The organism is Enterobacter sp. CPE_E1241 (genome assembly GCF_045618265.1).
Classification (GTDB): Bacteria; Pseudomonadota; Gammaproteobacteria; order Enterobacterales; family Enterobacteriaceae; genus Enterobacter; species Enterobacter adelaidei.
In genome coordinates this window covers 2,186,380-2,203,465 of record NZ_JBIWYV010000001.1, presented here as the reverse complement: position 1 = coordinate 2,203,465, position 17,086 = coordinate 2,186,380, and the positions used below count along the sequence as shown (strand labels likewise).

18 protein-coding genes and 1 pseudogene are annotated in these 17,086 nt (G+C 50.6%); 10 read left to right on the top strand and 9 right to left on the bottom strand.

Going from position 1 to position 17,086, the window contains the following annotated elements; all coding sequences use genetic code 11:
* Positions 1-55: 55 nt before the first annotated feature.
* The 4 genes from ACJ9Y9_RS10770 to ACJ9Y9_RS10755 all read right to left on the bottom strand — a co-directional run bounded on the left by ACJ9Y9_RS10770 (position 56) and on the right by ACJ9Y9_RS10755 (position 4,183).
* The gene (locus ACJ9Y9_RS10770) at positions 56-1,423 is read right to left on the bottom strand and encodes an MFS transporter (RefSeq protein WP_028017569.1); all 1,368 of its coding nucleotides are present in this window, start codon (positions 1,421-1,423) and stop codon (positions 56-58) included.
* A 73-nt stretch (positions 1,424-1,496) separates the two neighbouring features.
* On the bottom strand, positions 1,497-2,516 hold the full coding sequence (locus tag ACJ9Y9_RS10765) for a Zn-dependent oxidoreductase (RefSeq protein WP_028017570.1): 1,020 nt from the start codon (positions 2,514-2,516) through the stop codon (positions 1,497-1,499).
* Positions 2,517-2,530: 14 nt separating this feature from the next.
* Positions 2,531-3,745 carry a D-mannonate dehydratase ManD gene (gene manD, locus ACJ9Y9_RS10760; protein WP_108090004.1) on the bottom strand — a complete coding sequence of 405 codons (1,215 nt, stop codon included), beginning with the start codon at positions 3,743-3,745 and terminating at the stop codon, positions 2,531-2,533.
* Positions 3,746-3,856: 111 nt separating this feature from the next.
* Entirely contained in the window at positions 3,857-4,183 is a 327-nt protein-coding gene (locus tag ACJ9Y9_RS10755; RefSeq protein ID WP_028017572.1) for a YnfA family protein, read from the bottom strand.
* Between the two features lie 152 nt (positions 4,184-4,335).
* Between ACJ9Y9_RS10755 and ACJ9Y9_RS10750 the strand changes: the two genes are divergently transcribed.
* Both ACJ9Y9_RS10750 and speG read left to right on the top strand, forming a co-directional pair.
* Positions 4,336-4,674, top strand: coding sequence for a DUF1283 family protein (locus ACJ9Y9_RS10750; RefSeq protein WP_028017573.1), 339 nt, complete (start codon positions 4,336-4,338; stop codon positions 4,672-4,674).
* Entirely contained in the window at positions 4,674-5,234 is a 561-nt protein-coding gene (gene speG / locus ACJ9Y9_RS10745; protein WP_028017574.1) for a spermidine N1-acetyltransferase, read from the top strand. The genes ACJ9Y9_RS10750 and speG overlap by 1 nt, the downstream gene beginning before the upstream one ends.
* Before the next feature lie 17 nt (positions 5,235-5,251).
* Here the strand turns inward: speG and ACJ9Y9_RS10740 are convergent, their stop codons facing one another.
* Positions 5,252-5,962, bottom strand: coding sequence for a YnfC family lipoprotein (locus ACJ9Y9_RS10740; protein WP_028017575.1), 711 nt, complete (start codon positions 5,960-5,962; stop codon positions 5,252-5,254).
* A gap of 104 nt (positions 5,963-6,066) precedes the next feature.
* Here ACJ9Y9_RS10740 and ACJ9Y9_RS10735 point away from each other — a divergent pair, with 104 nt between their 5' ends.
* From ACJ9Y9_RS10735 to ACJ9Y9_RS10720, 4 genes and pseudogenes are all read left to right on the top strand, one after another.
* A complete protein-coding gene (locus ACJ9Y9_RS10735; RefSeq protein ID WP_028017576.1) occupies positions 6,067-6,333 on the top strand; it encodes a DUF1161 domain-containing protein in 267 nt (88 codons plus the stop codon).
* Positions 6,334-6,464: 131 nt separating this feature from the next.
* Positions 6,465-8,903, top strand: coding sequence for a selenate/tellurate reductase subunit YnfE (ynfE, locus tag ACJ9Y9_RS10730; RefSeq protein ID WP_407226102.1), 2,439 nt, complete (start codon positions 6,465-6,467; stop codon positions 8,901-8,903).
* 93 nt (positions 8,904-8,996) lie between these two features.
* Complete coding sequence (dmsD, locus tag ACJ9Y9_RS10725) at positions 8,997-9,611, top strand: Tat proofreading chaperone DmsD (RefSeq protein WP_028017577.1); 615 nt, start codon at positions 8,997-8,999, stop codon at positions 9,609-9,611.
* Between the two features lie 38 nt (positions 9,612-9,649).
* Positions 9,650-10,031, top strand: a pseudogene (locus tag ACJ9Y9_RS10720) (phosphotransferase family protein); the annotation flags it as partial.
* Positions 10,032-10,140: 109 nt separating this feature from the next.
* Here ACJ9Y9_RS10720 and ACJ9Y9_RS10715 read toward each other — a convergent pair.
* The gene (locus tag ACJ9Y9_RS10715; RefSeq protein WP_028017578.1) at positions 10,141-10,515 is read right to left on the bottom strand and encodes a hypothetical protein; all 375 of its coding nucleotides are present in this window, start codon (positions 10,513-10,515) and stop codon (positions 10,141-10,143) included.
* Between the two features lie 314 nt (positions 10,516-10,829).
* Here ACJ9Y9_RS10715 and ACJ9Y9_RS10710 point away from each other — a divergent pair, with 314 nt between their 5' ends.
* The 3 genes from ACJ9Y9_RS10710 to ACJ9Y9_RS10700 all read left to right on the top strand — a co-directional run bounded on the left by ACJ9Y9_RS10710 (position 10,830) and on the right by ACJ9Y9_RS10700 (position 12,743).
* Positions 10,830-11,273 (top strand): hypothetical protein, encoded by a 444-nt coding sequence (locus tag ACJ9Y9_RS10710; RefSeq protein ID WP_028017579.1) that lies wholly within the window; start codon positions 10,830-10,832, stop codon positions 11,271-11,273.
* A 296-nt stretch (positions 11,274-11,569) separates the two neighbouring features.
* Positions 11,570-12,313: an SDR family oxidoreductase gene (locus ACJ9Y9_RS10705; protein WP_028021364.1), complete on the top strand. Its 744-nt coding sequence runs from the start codon at positions 11,570-11,572 to the stop codon at positions 12,311-12,313.
* A 205-nt stretch (positions 12,314-12,518) separates the two neighbouring features.
* Positions 12,519-12,743: a hypothetical protein gene (locus ACJ9Y9_RS10700; RefSeq protein ID WP_028017388.1), complete on the top strand. Its 225-nt coding sequence runs from the start codon at positions 12,519-12,521 to the stop codon at positions 12,741-12,743.
* A 103-nt stretch (positions 12,744-12,846) separates the two neighbouring features.
* Here the strand turns inward: ACJ9Y9_RS10700 and ACJ9Y9_RS10695 are convergent, their stop codons facing one another.
* Positions 12,847-13,281 (bottom strand): VOC family protein, encoded by a 435-nt coding sequence (locus ACJ9Y9_RS10695; protein ID WP_028017387.1) that lies wholly within the window; start codon positions 13,279-13,281, stop codon positions 12,847-12,849.
* Positions 13,282-13,420: 139 nt separating this feature from the next.
* Positions 13,421-14,404, bottom strand: a complete 984-nt coding sequence (locus ACJ9Y9_RS10690) for an NAD-dependent epimerase/dehydratase family protein (RefSeq protein WP_028017386.1) — start codon at positions 14,402-14,404, stop codon at positions 13,421-13,423.
* Positions 14,405-14,500: 96 nt separating this feature from the next.
* Here ACJ9Y9_RS10690 and ACJ9Y9_RS10685 point away from each other — a divergent pair, with 96 nt between their 5' ends.
* Positions 14,501-15,409, top strand: a complete 909-nt coding sequence (locus tag ACJ9Y9_RS10685) for a LysR family transcriptional regulator (RefSeq protein WP_028017385.1) — start codon at positions 14,501-14,503, stop codon at positions 15,407-15,409.
* 120 nt (positions 15,410-15,529) lie between these two features.
* Here ACJ9Y9_RS10685 and dgcJ read toward each other — a convergent pair whose 3' ends face one another.
* A complete protein-coding gene (gene dgcJ / locus ACJ9Y9_RS10680) occupies positions 15,530-17,047 on the bottom strand; it encodes a diguanylate cyclase DgcJ (RefSeq protein ID WP_028017384.1) in 1,518 nt (505 codons plus the stop codon).
* Between the last annotated feature and the right edge of the window lie 39 nt (positions 17,048-17,086).

Below are 17,086 nucleotides of genomic sequence, written 5' to 3'. Positions count from 1 at the left end.
ATGTGGTGTGACACACGCTGAAAGTTGTGTGACAAATTACTCAAGTTATAAACCATCAGCGCCGTGAGGAGACGGCTCCGAAGCTTACGGACTCTTCTGGCGCGACTTCCGCTGCATCTTGCGCCGCGCTCAGGTCACGGTCACGCACTTCCGGCATCAGGAATGCAGAAACCAGCCCAATCACGGAATAGGCCACCAGCATGGCGACAATCGGCCACCAGGAGCCGGTCATATTGCAGAAGATCCCGGCCAGCACTGGGCCAAACCCGACCGCCACCAGACCACCCGCCTCTTTTGAAATGGCCATACGGGTAAAGCGATTACGCGAACCAAACATCTCCGCCATGGTGATGTTTTCCAGTGCAAACAGCCCCAGAACGGCAAAATTATGGATAACGATGATCGAGAGCATAATCACGCCCGGCGCATAACTTTTATCAACGATGATCGACAGCATCGGGTACGCCAGAATAATGGCGGAGATATTCAGGATAATGTACGGCAGACGACGACCCACTTTATCCGACAGCCAACCTAACAGTGGGATGGTGATAAACCCGAGAATCGAACTGATCATCAGCGCATCAGTGGGAATCGCTTTATTAAACAGCAACGTCTGAACCAGATAACCGGCAAGGAACGTCTGAATCAGACCTGAGTTACCCGCCTGACCAAAACGCAAACCTGTTGCCAGCCAGAAGGATTTGCTCTTAAACATGGCACCTAAAGATGTATCGGGAACCACGGTCTCTGTATCGCTGACTTTCTCAAATACCGGGCTCTCTTTGAGGTTCATCCGCAGCCAGATGGCGAAGATCATCACCACCACACTGGCAAGGAACGGTACGCGCCAGCCCCATGCGAGCAGCTGTTCACGATCGAGGGCAAAGAACATCACTGCCCAGATAGCCGTTGCGCTCAGCGTCCCGCAGTTGGTCCCCATCGCCACCAGCGAGGAGATAATGCCGCGTTTCCCTTTCGGGGCATATTCTGCCAGCATGGTCCCGGCTCCGGAGATCTCTGCCCCGGCACCCAGCCCCTGAATAATGCGCAGCGTCACTAACAGAACAGGTGCAAAAATCCCGATTTGCGCATAGGTCGGCAGGACACCGATGAGGGTGGTACAGATCCCCATCATCGTGATGGTGATGAACAACACTTTTTTACGGCCGATGCTGTCCCCCATTCTGCCAAAGATAAAGGCCCCGACGATGCGCGCAATATAGCCTGCACCGTAGGTTCCCATCGCCAGGATCAGCGCCATCGCAGCAGACTGTTCCGGGAAGAAGATCTCATGGAAGACCAGGGCAGCCCCCAGCGAGTAAAGCTGGAAATCCATAAACTCCAGAGCGGTGCCCAGCCAGCCGGAGACGGCGGCTTTCACCAGATCGGAGGTCGTTCTTTGAGGTTGTATTTGCGTCATAATGGCTATCTCTGAAAGGTAAGATGCGTACCACATAGAGCCTGTCTGCGCAGGCTCTTAACCGCGTGAATTATTATTTGTCGAATGTCAGCAAGACTTTGCAGCACTGCCGCTGATCTTTTTCAAACAGTTCGATGGCGTCTGTTACGTGGTGATAGTCAAAGGTGTGCGTAATCAATTTTTCAGGGTCGATAAGTCCCTTTTCCAGCCAGTCAATGACGACCGGGAATTTGTTGGCGTTCAGGCGTGAAGAGAAAATCGTCAGCTCTTTACCGGTGATGCCCTGCTGAGCAATCTGGCTTGGCTCGCTTGAGAAGCCCATCAGCACGATGCGCGCCGCCGGAGAGGCCAGCGTAATGGCCTCCTGCAAAATCGCCGGATGACAGGCGGCATCAATGATTAACGTCGGTTTGATGCCTTTTTCCTCCAGCGCGGCCTGCAACGACTGCTCGCCGTTATTCAACACCCAGTCCGCGCCGCTGCGCTGGGCCATTTTCAGGCGTTCATCGATGCGGTCAACCACGATAACCTGCTTCACCTTGTAGACGCCCTTCAGCGCCTGAACGGTGACCAGCCCCATCGGTCCTGCGCCGTATATCAGCGCAACGTCCTGCTCGGTGGGGTTGGCCTGCCCCGTCACGTTGGCGGCAATGGTGAAGGGTTCAACCATGACGGCGTGTTTATCCGGGATCGCGTCCGGGATAGGCCAGGCATTTTTAGCAGGTACTGCCGCATAGTCGCTGAAGCCGCCGTCACGGTGAACGCCCAGCACCACCAGCGAGGTGCAGACGTTCGGTTTTCCGACGGAACACGGATAGCAGTGCCCGCAGCTGATCACCGGGTCAACCGAGACGCGCTGGCCCAGGCGCGAACTGTCGACGCCCTCGCCCACTGCATCAATGACGCCAAAAAATTCATGGCCGATCACTCGCGGATACTTCGCAAACGGGTTATGCCCCCGGTAAATATGGCTGTCTGAGCCACAAATCCCGGCCAGTTTAATGCTGACACGCACTTCTCCGGCAGCAGGTTCCGGGCGTGGACGCTCTTCAATCACCAGTTGGTTCGGCTGCTGAATCACTATGCTTTTCATCGTTCGTTCCTCACTTACCAGTTCCACAGCGTGCCGTCTTCAAGACGGGCCACCGGCAGATAGGCAGGATCGTACGGATACTTCGCTGCCAGCTTTTCATCAAATTCAATACCCAGGCCCGGCTTATCGCCCGGGTGCATATAACCGTTATCAAAGCGCCAGCTGTGCGGGAAGACCTCCAGCATCTGTTCGGAATAGCCCATATATTCCTGCACGCCAAAGTTCGGTACCCACAGGTCGAAATGCAGCGCGGCCGCATGGCACACTGGCGAGAGATCCGACGGGCCGTGTGAACCCGTACGCACCTGGTAGAGCGAGGCAAAATCCGCGATGCGGCGCATCCCGGTGATCCCCCCCGCATGGGTAATGGTGGTACGGATATAGTCGATAAGCTGCTCTTCAATGAGCTGCTTGCAGTCCCAGATGCTGTTAAACACTTCACCCACCGCAATTGGCGTAACGGTGTGCTGGCGGATCAGGCGGAAGCACGCCTGATTTTCCGCAGGCGTGGGGTCTTCCATCCAGAACATACGGAATTCTTCGATGCTTTTGCCGAAACGCGCCGCTTCGATGGGCGTCAGACGATGGTGCATGTCGTGCAGAAGATGTTCATTGAAACCAAATTTACTGCGTACCGCGTCAAACAGCTTTGGAGTGAAGTCGAGGTATTTTTCGGTGGACCAAAGCTGCTCTTCCGGCCAGTCTCCTTTCGTGGCAGGCTCATACGCCAGCCCTTTCCCTTTTGACATGCCGTAGGTGGTTTTCATGCCCGGTACGCCACACTGGACGCGGATCGCTTTAAAACCCATCTCTTTGTGACGGGCGTAATCTTCCAGCACGTCGTCAAGGGTGTGCCCGGTGGTGTGGCAATAAACCATCACCCCTTCCCGGGACGCGCCGCCCAGCAACTGGTAGAGCGGCATGTTCGCCGCTTTGGCTTTGATGTCCCACAATGCCATATCCACGGCAGAGATGGCCGACATGGTAACCGGGCCACGACGCCAGTAAGCACCTTTATAGAAAAACTGCCAGATATCTTCGATGCGGTGGGCATCACGACCAATTAACTGCGGGCAGAGGTGATCCTTCAGATAAGACGCTACGGAAAGTTCGCGCCCGTTCAGCGTGGCGTCGCCAAGACCGATAATCCCCTCGTCGGTAGTGATTTTAAGCGTGACAAAGTTCCGCCCCGGGCAGGTAACAAACACGTCAGCCGCGACAATCTTCATAATTCCTTTCCTTACATCGTTGGTTGTGATGTTGGAAATTTACTCAACTACACTACTACCATACAAGTATAATGATCATAAAATCAGCGAGCGGTCACAAAAACCGGGCGCTCAGGCTCGCCCCCATCCCGCAACAATAATCAGCATACCGCACAGGGCAATCAGCGCGCCGGCCCAGTCGTATGCGCTGAGTTTTACGCCATCCACCACGCGCAGCCACAGCAGTGCGGTACAGACATAGACTCCACCGTAAGCCGCATAGACACGACCGCTGGCTGCCGGGTGTAGCGTTAACAGCCAGACAAACAGCGCCAGCGCCACGCCGGCCGGGATGAGCAACAAGACCGTTCCGCCCTTCTTCAGCCAGAGCCAGGGCAAGAAGCATCCGATGATTTCGCAGAGCGCGGTGGCGAAAAAAAGGAGTGTGGTTTTGATCATATTTAACGTTGTATGAGGATTTATTTAGACATCATACCTGATGATGTCCTTTACTTTTCCATACCCTGGCTACGGGTATGACGTAATTTTACTTTGGTGTAGAATCTGAACGGGATAACGTGATTATCTGCACTCACTTAAAAGGAAACGCGATGACTACATTAAGCAAACGCCTTTGTCTGACAGCCCTGCTGGCGCTGTCATCGTTCGCCTTTGCCGCCTCAGCAACAGCGGAAACCAGTAAACTCGTTATTGAGTCTGGTGATAGCGCGCAGAGCCGCCAGAACGCCGCCATGGACAAAGAACAATGGAATGACACCCGCAACCTTCGTCAGAAGGTTAACAAACGTGCGGAAAAAGAGTGGGACAAAGAGGATGTCGCTTTTGACGCGCGTGATAAATGCCAGCAAAGTGCAAACGTTAATGCTTACTGGGAGCCAAATACCCTGCGCTGCCTGGATCGCCGTACTGGCCGCACGGTAGCGCCTTAATGTCAGCGCCCTGTGATATAAAACTCCGTCCGCTGGAGCGTGAAGACCTGCGCTTTGTCCACCAGCTCGATAACAACGCCAGCGTAATGCGCTACTGGTTCGAAGAGCCTTACGAAGCTTTTGTCGAGCTGTCCGATCTTTACGATAAGCACATACACGATCAGAGCGAACGTCGTTTTGTGGTGGAGTGTGAAGGTGAAAAAGCCGGGCTTGTTGAATTGGTTGAAATCAACCACGTTCACCGTCGGGCAGAGTTTCAGATTATTATTTCACCTGAGCATCAGGGGAAAGGTCTTGCTTCACGCGCGGCGAAGCTGGCGATGGATTACGGATTTAACGTCCTGAATCTCTACAAGCTTTACCTGATAGTCGATAAAGAGAACGAAAAAGCGATTCACATCTACCGCAAGCTGGGCTTTATGGTGGAAGGTGAGTTGATTCACGAATTCTTTATCAACGGTGAATACCGCAATACCATTCGCATGTGCATCTTCCAGCACCAGCACCTGGCCGGACACAAAACCTCCAGTGCCAGCCTGCTGAAACCTACCGCGCAGTAACCTGCGCGGCTTTATGCTCAGTAGTACTCAATCGTGTTTTTGATCGTGTATTTGCGCTCAACGGCGGGTTTGACGCTATCGTCCGTTATTGTGAGATCGCAACTGACAGGATTATTATGACGATCGTAGTCGCAGCTCTGCTTCACGTTGCCCAACGGCTTGTCATTCAGCATGCTCACTGCTGAGTAATCCATTCTTTTGCGAATATCCTTAGACGGTGTCGACTGAACGGATAAATGCTGATCCCCGGAGACGGTGGTTTTACCCAGCGGGTAACCGTCCGCGTCGTAGCGATACTTCACCTCCATCTCTTTGCCGTGCGCCGCCACCACAAAACCGTTATCGTCGGTATCCCACGTCACCCCGGCTGATGGTAATTCCGCCAACTGGCACTTTCCCTGCAGTTTCACTTTGCGCTGCTGAGTTTCCGCATCAAGGTAGTAGTTGGCATCCAGCACCAGCGCCACACCGGTGTTAGCCTCGAGGTCGTGCAATTCCAGGGTATCGAAACATCCCTCTGTCGACACGGTGCCGGTGACCCGTTTAGACACTTCCCCTTTTTCATTGAACAGCGTCTGGGTAAAGTCTTTGACCGGACCGCGCAGAGGGTCAAAATCAAACTCATTAGAGAAGCTCGCCATCTCGGGGGTAAACGACAGCGGCGCGGTGTTGTTATCACACCCCACCAGTGTCGCTGCCAGTAGCGTTATCGCTGCGTATTTATTCACATTCATTACCGTACAGAGAGATTATTCCCAATCATATTAGCAAATACAGTTGTTTACACGAAGCCTGCTAAAATTAATCTACACACAGAGATAAGGAGCTACAGATGAAACGGTTACCCTGGATTACCGCCCTGCTGTTAATGAGTGCTTCAACGGCCGCGCTGGCGGCACCGGATTCCTGCGAACGCGTGAAAAGCGACATTCAGCAGAAAATCATCAACAACGGCGTGCCGGAGTCAGGTTTTACCCTGAGCATTGTGCCAAACGACCAGGCTGACCAGCCGGGCACGCAGGTGGTGGGTCATTGCGCCAACGATACCTTTAAAATCTTGTACACCCGTACGGGCAACGGTGCTGCTGAAGCTCAGTAATTCACCCTCAATCCCCTTTGATTTGATGAGGATTAATATTTAATACCCCCAAATAAGTAACACTCACCCCATCATTAGCCCGGTTGTAATTACGGGAAAAATAATACGCAATTATAATGATGGGGTGAGCCATGTCCGATACTGAACATCACGGCGGAATTAGCCGTCGAACACTCGTGAAATCTACTGCCTTAGGTTCTCTGGCGCTTGCCGCCGGTGGTTTATCGTTGCCCTTTGGCGTGAAAAGCGCCGCCGCTGCGGTGCAAAACGCCATAAGCCCTGTGGAAGATAAAGTGGTCTGGGGCGCCTGTTCGGTCAACTGCGGTAGCCGCTGCGCATTGCGTCTGCATGTCCGTGACGACGAAGTGTACTGGGTCGAAACCGATAACACCGGTGAGGATATTTACGGTAATCACCAGGTTCGCGCCTGCCTGCGCGGGCGTTCTATTCGGCGTCGGATCAATCACCCTGACCGTCTGAACTACCCGATGAAACGCGTGGGCAAACGCTGTGAAGGCAAATTCGAGCGTATTTCGTGGGATGAAGCGCTGGATACGATCGCCCGCAACCTGAAAGGTGTGGTGGAAAAATACGGCAACGAGGCGGTTTACATTAACTACTCCTCCGGTATTGTTGGCGGCAATATCACCCGCTCCTCCCCCTATGCTTCTCTGGTCGCGCGCCTGATGAACTGTTACGGCGGTTTTCTGAGTCATTATGGCACCTACAGTACCGCGCAAATCGCCTGCGCGATGCCGTACACCTACGGCAGCAATGACGGCAACAGCACGTCTGACATCGAAAACACCAAACTGGTGGTGATGTTCGGCAATAACCCGGCGGAAACCCGCATGAGCGGCGGCGGGATTACGTATTACCTCGAGCAGGCTCGCGAGCGTTCCAACGCGCGCATGATCGTCATCGACCCGCGCTACACCGACACCGCTGCAGGACGTGAAGATGAATGGATCCCGATCCGTCCAGGCACCGATGCCGCACTGGTGGCCGGTATCGCCTGGGTATTAATCGACGAAAACCTGGTTGACCAACCTTTCCTGGACAAATACTGCGTTGGCTACGACGAAAAAACGCTCCCGGAAGGCGCTCCCGCTAACGGTCACTACAAAGCGTATATTCTCGGCCAGGGTGACGACCAGACAGCCAAGACCCCGGAATGGGCCTCTCGCATTACGGGCATACCGGCAGACCGCATCATTAAGCTTGCGCGCGAAATTGGCTCCGCAAAACCGGCCTGTATCTGTCAGGGCTGGGGGCCACAACGTCAGGCTAACGGCGAGTTGACAGCCCGCGCCATCGCCATGTTACCGATTTTAACCGGAAACGTGGGGATCAACGGCGGTAACAGCGGCGCGCGTGAGTCGACGTATACCATCACCATCGAGCGAATGCCGCTGCCGGATAACCCGATAAAAACGCAAATCTCCTGCTTTAGCTGGACGGATGCCATCGCTCGTGGGCCGGAAATGACCGCCCTGCGCGACGGCGTTCGCGGTAAAGATAAGCTTGATGTGCCCATCAAATTTATCTGGAACTATGCAGGCAACACCATCATCAACCAGCACTCAGATATCAACAAAACCCACGACATCCTGCAGGACGAAACCAGGTGCGAAACCATCGTGGTGATCGACAACTTCATGACGTCATCGGCGAAATACGCCGATATCCTGCTGCCGGATCTCATGACCGTCGAGCAGGAAGACATCATTCCCAATGATTACGCCGGGAACATGGGTTACCTGATTTTCCTTCAGCCCGTGACCGCACCGAAGTTTGAACGCAAGCCTATCTACTGGATCATGAGCGAGGTGGCGAAACGTCTTGGGGCTGATATTCATCAGAAATTTACGGAAGGCCGTACCCAGGAACAGTGGCTGCAGTATCTGTATGCCAAAATGCTCGAAAAAGATCCGCAGCTGCCGTCGTATGATGAACTGAAACAAATGGGCATCTATAAGCGCAAAGATCCCAACGGGCACTTTGTGGCTTATAAAAAATTCCGCGATAACCCGGAGGCTAACCCGCTGAAAACCCCTTCGGGTAAGATTGAGATTTACTCCAGCAAACTTGCAGAGATTGCGGCAACCTGGGAACTGGCCAAAGATGAAACCATCAGCCCTCTTCCGGTTTACGCTTCGACGTTTGACGGCTGGGATGCTCCCGAGCGCACCCAATTCCCGCTGCAGCTGTTCGGTTTCCATTTTAAAGCTCGCACTCATTCGAGCTATGGCAACGTCGACGTGCTGAAAGCGGCCTGTCGTCAGGAGGTCTGGATTAATCCTGTTGATGCTGAAAAACGTGGCATTAAAAACGGCGATACGGTGCGCGTCTTTAACGATCGCGGTGAGGTGAGAATTGAAGCGAAAGTCACGCCGCGCATCATGCCCGGCGTGAGTGCCATGGGACAGGGAGCCTGGCACGACGCCAGTATGAACGGCGATCGTATCGACCACGGCTCTTGTATCAACACACTGACAACTCACCGCCCGTCACCACTGGCAAAAGGCAATCCGCAGCATACCAATCTGGTGCAGATCGAGAAGGTGTAGAGGGTGAAACGCAAGACCATGGTTTATTCTATGGTCAGTATTATAGGTTAACACAGTCGCGCGGACGTCATTCGCGCGAGCAAGGAAGGTTTAATGAAAGACATATCGCATCGTGAATCGTTAGCGTTTAGCGCCCGGGTACTGGGCGCGCTGTTTTATTTTTCTCCTGACAGCGAGCAGGCTGCACCGCTGGTGCAGGCCCTTTGCGCTGGTGAATGGGTTCAGGACTGGCCCCTGCCATCGGAAACGCTGCTGCCTGTTGCCGATACGTTTGCCTTATCTTCCGATGAGCCGCTGACGGACGCCTGGCAACGGCTGTTTATCGGCCCTTACGCCCTGCCCGCTCCGCCATGGGGTTCCGTCTGGCTCGACCGCGAATCCGTGCTGTTTGGCGACTCGACTCTCGCGCTGCGCCAGTGGATGCGGGAAAACAATATCGCCTTTGAGATGCAGCAGAACGAACCGGAAGATCATTTCGGTACCGTGCTGCTGCTTGCGGCGTGGCTGGCCGAGAATGGCCGCAAGGCGCAGTGCGATCAGCTTCTGGCCTGGCACCTGTTGCCGTGGAGCACCCGCTTCCTGTCGGTGTTTGTCGACAACGCCGGGCATCCGTTTTATACCGCGCTGGGCAAGCTCGCACAGTTGACGCTTGCGGACTGGCAATCAAGGCTAATTATTCCGGTGGCCGAAAAAACGCTCTACCGCTAAGGGCTTTGACTTGCTTATGGTTGAAGGGTTGGCTGTAGCTCCTGGCATTACCTGATAAAACTGCACAGCAGCTACGGCTTTTTCAGAAATATAGTGATGTTTTGTTTGGTAACCAATACCTGGTATCAAGCGATAGCAATGCCGGTAACTGGGGAAGAAGAGAAAACGGTGCTTTAGTTCTTTTCGACTGGGAAAGATTTGGAAAAGGGAGTGCCGCTATCGACCTTGCGCCTCTGATAAAAGGCCTGGGAACGAAGCGAGCATTTATTGCTATTTCTAAACGCTATTGCCAAAGCATGGATTGTCACAGAAGTCATTGTGCTGCTCAATGAGCGGCAAAAAGCAAGCATTCCTTTGTATCTCAACTGGTATAGAGAATATCTTCCAGACTGGTTAGATGATGTCGTCAAAATGCTATGAATGAACAATGGCCCAGTTACAGACAATGATGTCCGCTTTGTGCCAGGAGCGGACGTGGAGAACAACAGTCTTAGTTGATCAACGGGGAGCTGGTCAGCATTTCTGCTCATCACTTTCGCAGACCAACCCTTATAAGATCATGAGGGAATAAAGGCTTAATCATTATCTTATCGTTAAAAATAAATAGGTTAGGTGACAGGGCGATGACATCGTAGATATTATCGACAATGAGTTGTAGATGGGTTCTGAACACGGGCACATTCGCATCATCCGCTACGACAAATACAGTTTCATTGCCTAAGTCGCTCACGTTAAACATCTCATGACTAGGTTCATAATCGCTAAAGTCCATTTCCGACCATTTGAGATCACCGCTATACCATGGATATTGATGAAAAATATCCATTACCGCACTCAAATCATCCCCTTCCATAACATTAAAATCTGTCTTGAGCAGGTCCTTACATTCCTCAAACAATGTCATGTCCACTCCCTTTAGGCTTTATAGCTGAATATTTTTATCATATCCTCCCCGGATGATTGTTTAAAGGAATTAGGAACGTCCGCTGATCGCTCTCAGCGGACCTTAAGCTCAGCTATCTTGTCCGCTGAGTGCCAGAAGCGGAAGTTGTTAAAACAGCTTGTTTTAATCAGTCGGGAGCTATTCAAGGATTTAATGTTCCCTCATGCTGTTTAACACGTGAACTTACAATTATGTTGTAATGTCCTGAAAGGTTACTATCAATAATGAAGTCCTGTTCATGAATTCAGCTACGTCAACGAGCTTAAAGAGGAAAAATGGATAAGTATGCGGAACGACTTACAGGGTTTATGCGAGCTGTAGGTTGTATGAATGATGCGGCAAACCGTGTATCAGACTATTTTGTAGTTAAACTTGAGAAAAGCGACAGCATGCTGACTTCTTTGGCGATGTACCATTCATCCATTACAAATAAGTTTCCGGCCGCATACTGGCACCCACAACTTAAAGAATGTTCTCAAAAAATAGTTATGGAAACAGTGAAAATATGGTTCTTTGAACATGAGGACATGCAGCTTCTGCCATCCTCATTGAAGCAGAATATCCTCGCAAATTTCATAGATGATCTCAATGAAATGACCGGTAATGCACTGTTCTATAGCCTCATCACTAGCCCACCAGTGTGGTATGGCTCCCTGCATGAAGAGTTTGTCATCGAATCACAATATGGCAGATACCTCATTCATTTCAGTTGTCACTGACTTCTTTGTCACAATCCAACGTCAGCAAAGCTTTCCTGCACAACCTTTACTTCGGTTAGCGAAATCGGCTGAAGGCTTGGCTCGCTGGAGAAATGAAAAAAAACCATAAATAATTCATTGTTAATGTCCGCTCCTCGCTCAGAGCGGACGGACTGACTGACTGACACGCTATTAAAAAGATTGCAGTACAACTTATCCAACCCGTCGTCTAAAAATGGCACTAACTGAAAGACGCCAATCCCTCTCCTCATGTATATCTTCATCCATACATAGTCATTAAGAAAGGATGAATGAAGATGCTAAAAGGTAAGAGGGCTGTGATTACCGGTGGTGGCGCGGGATTTGGTCAGGCGGTGAGCGTGTGGTTGGCACGAGAAGGCGTCGAGGTAGATTTTTGCGCGAGGCGTGCCAATGATATTCAAAAAACTTGCAGTATCATCTCGGCTGAAGGCGGAATTGCGAAAGGATATATCTGTGATTTAACCCAGCCTGAATCCCTTTCTCAGTTCTCTTCAAAGTTGTTAACTTCAGACAAGCCCATAGACATTTTAATCCTCAATGCTGCTCAGTGGTTATCTGGAACGTTAGACGATCAACCAGACACAGAAATTATCAATACTGTCAGCTCAGGACTAACAGGTTCGATTCTACTGACTCAGGCATTGCTACCCAGTTTAAGACGTTCAGAAAGTGCGGATATAGTCTCAATTATATCTTCATGTGGGATTCCGAATTTTACAGATTCAATTGCGCATCCCGCATTTTTTGCTAGTAAACACGGCCTTAGCGGGTTTACAACTAAACTCTCACACCAGTTATCCGAAGAAAATATACGTGTGACTGGGTTATATCCCCCAGATTTCGAAGTGACAGGATTAGATACGTTTGTCGATGACCAATTCAAAATGGGGGAGCGTTTAATGAATGGGCGCTCGGTCTGGGAAACAATTCGCTTTGTGTTGGCTCAACCGCGTAGTTGCCACATTAGTAGCATCTATTTTGATGGTCCTACTCGCGAAAAACTGGGTAATAAAGGCTGAATTTAGGGACGTTGAACAGAGTAGCTAACTTCCGCTTCTCGCTCATCGCTGCCGGTCAGATAGCAGGGGAGCAAACTGCCATGGACAGAATCACCGCAAAATCCACCAGAACGAAAACGAATATCACCCCTACATTTAGTGGTGGCTACGTGAAGGTGGTTCATCTATTCTGCTTGTATCAGCGGGCAGGCCGGAGTCACTCTTTGTGGATAATCCCATCCTTCAGAAAACCATCATTATCTTTATTCTCATCTTGTGGGTAATCGATGAATTCAGGGCCAGGAAAAGAAAATGTTCTGACCCCGTTATTGAAGCAGCTGATGCCAGAGAACGCCAGGAATGGCGCTATCTCAGATGGGGGTTCCGGACTATACAAGTGGCAGCGACAGTGTATATCTTCGTTCAGCTGATTCAGGTATTACTGAGATAAATGCCACAGGCAGGTACAACTGGACAAAAACATCTTACTGTCCAGTTGAGCCTCCGTGATCGCCATTATGTAGGTCACCTGAGTGCCAGAAGCGGACGGATGTTTATCCGCGAAGCCAGGGTGTTATCGTAAGCCCTGTGAGCAACCCTTCAGGACTAAGCAGACGAGTCACAGTTTGCCCCCAGGGCTCTGTGCGGTTAGCCACCAGCAGGCGATACCCCTTCTCACTTAAGATACGGGTAGCGGAATCGAGATCCTGAACCTCATATTCAATCCATCCCTGCGGGATTGGGTGTTCGGCTGGCCACTCCTCAGAGCCAAAACATGAAGTGGCGGCCTGTGATAACGGCCAGACGGCAAAATGCTTTACACCCTTCAGCCTGTTTTCCGATAGCAGATAATCGCCGTTACCCTCCATTGGCTTAAGCGGCAGACCGAGTACCTGTACATAAAACCCGGAACTGACTTCTGCGTTCTGCGAGATGGGCCCAAACCCAGCGACAAACAAAACGTCAATTCCCGGTAAATTCTGCGACATACCTGCTTCCTTAATTATCTGAAATTGAACCCTGAATTTATCCTACGACTCACTGAATCACCACGCCCAATTTTGGCATCTTTGTCACCTGTCAGCGGCAACAATCACGATCGCTTCTCGCTCAAAGCAGACCTTTGGCTCAGTTAGATCGTCCGCTTCGTGCTGTGAGGCATCCCAGTCCCTGTAATGTCATACGAACAGCCTCATCAAGAGGGGTATGCGGCTCGGCACCTAAAAAAGTCACGAGTTTCGTATTGTCCAGGCGGACCGATTGACGCCACAGATACCGCATTTCCAGAAGTTCGCGCAAGGTTGCGTTGAAAGGTGCTGCCAGGTGCATAAACCACCACGGAAATGAGTGTATTTTGGCAACACCGCCATAGTGTGCGGTGATACGTTGTATCGCCCTGACCATTTGGCTGCCGTCGGGATCCCAATGTCCTTGCATATGGAATCGCGCAAATGGCTCAAGTTCTTCACGTCGCGCCAGCAATGCAGCAATAGTTTTCGCGATATCAGGTAAATAGGCCCACTGATGACCTGTTTCAGCCGTACCTGGATTAGAAATTACTTTTGGCAGCGTGCCGGGCTTGATCAAACCTTGAGAAAACCAGTTATTACCAGCGTGTGGACCGAAGAAATCCCCCGCGCGGACGACCAGAACCCGTCCGCCACGCTGTGAATAGGCCTCAAGTTCTTTTTCCATTTGTACCCTGATCGCTCCTTTCCTTGTGACTGGCCTTTGCTGAGCATCTTCTCGTAACAGCGGGAAGGCATCAGGGCCATAGTTGTAAACGGTACCTGGAAGCACTATCAAGGATCCATTTCGTTCTGCTGCATTGATTGTGTTGCGCAGCATAGGCAATACAAGATGCTGCCAGTTTCGGTAGCCGGGTGGGTTGACGGCGTGTACGATCACAGAGCAGTCTTTCGCCGCAGAGGCGACTTGTTCTTTGTCGAGAGCATCGCCCGCTATCCACTGGATTTCGCCATTAAGTTCGCTTCCATGGCTTCCTCGTTTTAATGCACGTACCTCCCATTTTTCCCGAATGAGTTGTCGAGCAGTTTCACCACCAATACCGCCTGTAGCGCCAAGTATTAAGACCTTCCCTCTGGTTTCCATCGTATTTGCCTCTTTGCTGATTTTAGATTGACAGCATAAGTACAGGCAGAGCTAAATGGTATTGCATATCAATATAGGGCAGGTATACAAATTTGTATGAAGACATCTATTCCATGGGAGTGGTACCGAACATTTCTTGCGGTGCTCAGAGAAGGGTCTCTTTCCGGTGCATCGCGCATGCTTGGTATTACGCAACCAACGGCAGGTCGGCACATAGCTGCACTGGAATCTGCCCTCGGCCAGGTATTGTTCACGCGGTCGCAAACGGGATTGCTGGCAACTGAAACTGCGCAGGCGTTGAGGGTACATGCCGAAGCGATGGAGAGTACGGCTAACACCCTGGAGCGTACAGCGGCCAACGTTGGTGCTAGCAGCGCGTCCATTCGCGGTGTAGTACGTGTCTCTGCAAGTGAGATTATTGGTGTCGAGGTACTCCCGCCACTCATTGCACAGCTCAGGGAATCCAACCCGCAAATCACGATTGAATTAGTGCTGTCCAATCGGGTTCAGGATTTACTGCATAGAGAAGCAGATATTGCGATACGCATGACGACGCCAATACAGGAGCAGCTTATTGCTCGTCGCGTTGGTAGCATTGAGCTCGGTCTACACGCGTCCACTGCTTATCTTGCCCGACATGGCGCGCCTGAAAGTACCGAAGATCTGTTGAAACACGCGCTGGTTGGTTTTGATCGGAATACGCCCTTCATCCGTAATGTATTGACAAAATACCCGCAGCTAAATCGGGATCTCTTTTCTATACGCACTGACAGCGACGTGGCTCAGTTGAGCCTGATTCGCGCCGGTGCAGGCATTGGCATATGCCAGGTACCACTTGCCAATGAACCTATTCCGCTACAGCGGATACTTCCACATTTCTTTTCTTTATACCTTGATACATGGCTCGTTATGCACGAAGACCTGCGTAATAGTCGGTGCTGCAAATTAGTTTTCGATGTACTGTCAAAGGGATTAGCGGAATATATCTACCCGAAGCGATCGTAAAAAAGCCAAAATACATCACCCATGTAATGGCATGCCACCATACAGTTCGGCCTTAGATCGTCCTTAATCAGATTACTCTGAGCGCTATCGTGCAAGAAATATTGACTCATGCACGCGTGTTTATCGGAGTTCTTCATATTTGCTGCGTTTATGCTGATAGAGTAACTCGTCGGCTTTCAGCATCGCGACATCCAGCGTGTCTCCAGGCCGCAACTGATATGCCCCCCAGGAAAATGCCACCAGTTTATCCGGGTCAATCGTGAGTAATTGCTTCTGCGCACGGGTAATAACTTCGCGGGATTTATTCAGCGTATAATCGATAAGAAGTAAACAGAACTCATCGCCCCCAAGCCTGATACCGTAGTCACTTTTACGAATGACATTGCCAAGAACCATCCCCAGCGTCTGTATCGCTTTATCCCCCATATGGTGACCGAGAGAATCATTGATTCTTTTGAGGCCATCACTGTCAATGGCGATGATCGTGACAGGGATAGCTCTGTCAACGAGTGAGCGGATTTTATGTTCCAGCTCAGGTGTAATGACTTTTCTGTTATACAGTCCGGTCATTGCGTCCGTCACATTATCCCTGGAAAGCAACGTTTGTCTGATTAACTGCTTATACGCATATCGGCATAATGCCCAGGTACCAAGGAGATAAAGCAGAAACAGCCATAAATTCGCAATAATGACGTAGAAAGCATCCAGTTTCACATGCAGAGTGTAATACTGGGTGAGTGAATCTTCATAACTGATCAAAGCAAAAGATTTGATATATGGCTTATGGAAAGCAATATGGATGCCGGTTCCATTATCAGTGACATATAAAGAAAGGAATCGCCATAACAACGGACGATCGACAGTATTAAACGAAACGACCAGATCGTCAACATTGATGTCTGTAATCAGAATGCCTTTTACTTTATCACCCAGAAATACCGGGGTAAGCATGCTAATAATATTATTGCGGGTGTAGCCATCCTGATAAATATGAGACAGCGTGGTTTCCCCCTTCAGTAGATCTTTAAGGGCATTATCATCAATCGAAATCGTGTGTGCGCTATGTGCAATATTGATGCTGCCATTATTACCCTCAAGCCAGTTACTGAAGGTATAGTTGTGGGTATTAACTAGCTGATTAATATAAATATAGTTATGAGCAAGATCGATATAGTATCTGATGTTCCTGAACGTATAGCCGGAATAATTTGAAAAGCTGTACTTCGACTGGGCTGCGCGATCAGCGGTGTGAATAACCGAAAGTGCGCCAATGTCTCCCGCCCACTCGTTACACGAGGTATTGCGGGTTTGCAGGGTACCTTCAAGGTTATTCCTGTTTTTCTTCAACAGATTGAATCCGTAAATATTACCCTCGGTTTCTAACTGCTGACATATTGATGCCCGTTCGCTATCGTCAGAGTCCGGATCGGCTATTCGACGATAAAACTCGCGCGAGAGCCGGGTGGCAATATTCTGGTTAATAGACTCTTCATGAAAAAGTGCCGATTTCCCATTTTCAGCAACGTACCCCAGATAGTTCTGTAAATCATGCACGTTACGAACAGCCAGCGCGGTAAACAGTGAGGTTGTGCAAACCACGATCAGAATAATCGCACTGATATATTTTTGTCTGGTCAAGATGGCTCATTCCCTGTTGTACCACCTAAAAATAATAGC